Annotated in this window: 4 protein-coding genes; 3 read left to right on the top strand and 1 reads right to left on the bottom strand. The window is 40.8% G+C overall.

The genetic code is table 11. The features are described 5' to 3' along the window. The first annotated feature begins 320 nt into the window (after positions 1–320). From ezrA to NON16_RS25180, 3 genes are all read left to right on the top strand, one after another. Positions 321–2,021: a septation ring formation regulator EzrA gene (ezrA, locus tag NON16_RS25190; protein WP_257352370.1), complete on the top strand. Its 1,701-nt coding sequence runs from the start codon at positions 321–323 to the stop codon at positions 2,019–2,021. Between the two features lie 428 nt (positions 2,022–2,449). Further along, complete coding sequence (locus NON16_RS25185; protein ID WP_257352369.1) at positions 2,450–2,572, top strand: hypothetical protein; 123 nt, start codon at positions 2,450–2,452, stop codon at positions 2,570–2,572. Between the two features lie 162 nt (positions 2,573–2,734). Then, the gene (locus NON16_RS25180) at positions 2,735–3,514 is read left to right on the top strand and encodes a reverse transcriptase domain-containing protein (RefSeq protein WP_257352367.1); all 780 of its coding nucleotides are present in this window, start codon (positions 2,735–2,737) and stop codon (positions 3,512–3,514) included. A 184-nt stretch (positions 3,515–3,698) separates the two neighbouring features. Here the strand turns inward: NON16_RS25180 and NON16_RS25175 are convergent. Then, on the bottom strand, positions 3,699–4,016 hold a 318-nt coding region (locus tag NON16_RS25175), incomplete at its 5' end, for a transposase (protein WP_257352365.1).

Here is a 4,016-nt window from a genome sequence, read left to right as displayed (position 1 = left end):
CCGCGGAAAATTTTAGACTACCAGACACCGGATGAATTTTTCGAAAGTTGTGTAGCTTTGGTGGCCTAGGCCACCAAAGCTACACAACGGAGGTTCTCCCTATGGCCTTATAGGGTGTTGCATTTAATATTGCAATTCACGAAGCAATTTTTTTATCATTTTTTTGAAAAAATGTAGTTAAAAAAATTGTTATACATGGTATTATAGTAGTTATGACGAACGCCGAAACTACATGGATTTTGGCGAAAAATGATAAAGTTTGTCGATATTAAAATTAAGTTTATTATACATATTAGAAAAGGGAAGAAAGGATGGTCCCTATGATATATTTTTTTATTGCACTGATTGTTGTTGTGTCGGTCTTAATCGGTTTTGGTACATATTCTAGAAAAAAGGTTTATGATCAAATCGACCATCTTGAAACAGAGAAAATGAATCTAATGAACAAGCCATTGTCGGAAGAGATTGCTAAGGTCAAAACGCTTGAAATGATTGGGGAAACAGAGAAGAAGTTCGAGAGCTGGCGGGCCGACTGGGATGATATTGTAGCTTCTCAATTACCTGATCTTGAAGAAAACCTTTTCGATGCTGAGGAAGCGGCAGATAAATACCGGTTTAAAAAGGCCCGCGGAATATTGGCAGAAACAAGACGCACGATCTTCAATATAGAAGAAAAAATCGGCGTAATTTCCAGTGAGATAGATGAGCTTGTAAAAAGTGAAGAGTTAAATCGTAAGGAAATTGCCGAAATGAGAGAGACATATAAGGAATTACGAAAGCACTTGTTGACACAACAACGTGCACTTGGCTCCTTAGCGGAAACTTTTGAAGCTAATCTGGAAGATATCTCTACTGATTTTACCAATTACAATGAAGAGACGGAGAATGGTAATCATATTGCTGCACGTACATACATTGTACAGCTTGATGAAAAGTTAAGAGATTTGCAATACAAACTTGATGTTATTCCAGATCTCCTCTATCAGCTACAATCAGAAATTCCTGCTATGATTAAAGAATTAAAACAAGGCTTAACCGACATGTCAGAGCAAGGCTATCGGATTGATCAACTTGGTATTGAAAAGGAATTAGATGTTGTTGATTATGCCTATACTCTTATTAGTGAAAAGGTAAATGGAATAGAAATAGAAGAAGCTACAGAAGAGATTGAACAGTTGAATAACAAAATTGAAGAACTGTACGATATGCTAGAATCCGAAGTCCTGGCGAAGCAATATGTTGTAACTGAAGGCGCTGAAGTTAAGAAGGATGTTGAAGATCTTAATATTGAGCTTCAGGAAATAAAGGAAGAAACAAATGTAGTTCGATTAAGTTATCAAATTGAACAAGAGAACCTTGACTTACAAGAACTCCTCGAAGAATCGTTCGATAAGATTCAAAAACGTGTTTCTACCTGTTATCACTCGATCGAAGAAGAAAATCAGTCTTTTACCGCTATTAAAGAGATGTTTACAACCGTGATCAAACAGTTAGAAGAGCTAAAAGAAATGACTGAAATTTATAAAGAGAAATTACAAAACCTGCGTAAAGATGAACTTGATGCAGTTGAGAAAATCCAAGAGTTCCGCAGAAAGTTGAATGATGCAAATAAGGAGGTACACCGTAACAATTTGCCAGGGCTTCCTGAAAGCTATTTTGAATCACTTCGGGATGCAGAATACAAGCTTCAATCGGTTTCCTCGAAATTGAATGACAAACCGCTTCAAATGGCCGATGTCTTGAATCAATTAATTGGTGCGGAGGAAGCAGTAGATGAAGTACATTCAGCAACCATTCAATTAGTTGACCGCGCAATTTGGGCAGAACGATTAATCCAGTATGGCAATCGCTACCGCAGCAGATATATTTCAGCTGCAGTGAAGCTTTCTGAAGCTGAACAAGCCTTCCGGTCGTATCAATACGAAGAAGCAATGGAACACGCCGCAGAAGCATTAGAATCGATTGAACCTGGTATTTTAAAGGAATTTGAAGAAAGCTTCCAAAGTAAAGTACGTGTGTAAACAATAGCAAGGGGAGGGACTGGCATTTTGTAATGTCAGTCCCTTTTTCAAAATAAACCACCCGTGATAACGGGTGGTTTTTATTTTACACGTTGCGTGCCCAGCAAGCCGTTAATTGCTCGTTGGTGAAAGTCCAACCTGAGTAAGTGCCAAGACGCTCAGTAGCTGACAGACAGCTGGTGGAGAAATCCTAAGGTTGAAGCTCTGTGACAAAGCGTTTCTTAATGAAATGCGAGCAAATCAACAGACCGTAACATCAAGTGAATCCTGCCGCCTCGTCAATTATGCCCCTTNGTGACAAAGCGTTTCTTAATGAAATGCGAGCAAATCAACAGACCGTAACATCAAGTGAATCCTGCCGCCTCGTCAATTATGCCCCTTAAAAGAGGACAAATGGAAGTCGAGCCTAGAGCGTGGAGGCGAAGACCATGGACGGTGTGAAGAACTTGGAGACAACACTTAAGAATCCATCGGGGTATAGGGAGCGGTATGTTGAGAAAGTAGATAACGGAACTGGGGATACCCTCCTCATCACTTTCATGGGAAAGTAAAGCAGAAGCCTATAAGTGATCAACGAAATGGCAGATGGATGAGAGGGAGTCGGAGGGGGCCATAGTACCAAGGATGACAACGACAACACAACGTTGTCTAGGGAAGGGCGGCAAAAGGCCAATACCCTACTTTGTTTATACGTTAGAAGGAGGTACGAGTCAGTGAATGCCAAGAAAATGGCTAACGACACCAATAAAGGAAACGCTCAAGAACTCTGGAAAACATTATACCTTTGTGCCAAGGAAAGTCCAACTCGCAGGTTTCATGCGTTATATGACAAAATCTACCGACCTGATCTTTTGTGGGAAGCTTGGGAACGGGTAAAGCGTAAGAAAGGCAGTGGCGGTGTAGACGGACAGACGATTGAGAAGATCGTATCCGAATATGGGGAAAAGAAATTCATGAATGAACTCTTTGAGGAGTTAAAAGAGAAGGAATATAACCCGAGTCCTGTCCTAAGAACGTATATTCCAAAAGAAAATGGAAAGAAACGCCCACTGGGGATTCCTACGATTAAAGACCGAGTCGCCCAAATGGCAACGAAAATGGTGATCGAACCCATTTTTGAAGCTGACTTTCAAGAGAGCTCATTTGGATTCCGACCGAAACGGAATGCCAAACAAGCCACGGCAAAGATAAGGAAAGCGAGTAAGAAGTGTTTTTGGGTAGTCGACGTCGATATCCAAGGGTACTTTGACAACATCAACCAAGAGAAGTTGATGAAACTCGTCGAGCAACGAGTCAATGACCGTAGAGTCCTGAAGCTAATTCGTAAATGGCTAAAATCAGGCATTATGGAAGAAGGAAAAGTAAGGAATCCGATCACCGGTGCTCCTCAAGGGAGACCTCCGAAAAACGAGGCTGAAAAAATGGCATTTTACATAATATGGGGGATTTGGAGCGCATGGGGACTAAATGATGCCCTGATTGAGCGTTATTAAGGCAAGTACACCTCTGCCTTTCGATCTTTTTGTTTATGTAACCATCAAATGGACAGACTTCTCCCGTGATTNTGAAAAAATGGCATTTTACATAATATGGGGGATTTGGAGCGCATGGGGACTAAATGATGCCCTGATTGAGCGTTATTAAGGCAAGTACACCTCTGCCTTTCGATCTTTTTGTTTATGTAACCATCAAATGGACAGACTTCTCCCGTGATTGTTTTTGACCAATTAGCTTACTCATCCTTTTTATGTTGGAGGCTATTGTACTCATGAGTGAATGGATCCCAGTTCTTTCTGTCCCACGATACCGACTACGCCGTAGTCCATGATTTCTTACCTTGTCCGCGTGACGGCGCTCGATTAACCAACGTTTTTGCCTTGCTTCTTTATATTGATCGGTCCGATAATGTTCTCGTCCTCTTTTCAAATCAAAAAAGTAATCACTGATAAATACATTGCGTACGCTTTTACTCGTTGTACATTGCGAGCGTAATGG

The organism is Pseudalkalibacillus decolorationis (assembly GCF_024609785.1).
Taxonomy (GTDB): Bacteria; Bacillota; Bacilli; order Bacillales; family Fictibacillaceae; genus Pseudalkalibacillus; species Pseudalkalibacillus decolorationis.
This window is presented reverse-complemented; position numbering and strand designations above follow the sequence as displayed.

Coding starts and splice junctions, on each gene's coding strand:
- NON16_RS25185 (WP_257352369.1), top strand. CDS start 2,450: ATGGACGGTGTGAAGAACTTGGAGACAACACTTAAGAATCCATCGGGG.
- ezrA (WP_257352370.1), top strand. CDS start 321: ATGATATATTTTTTTATTGCACTGATTGTTGTTGTGTCGGTCTTAATC.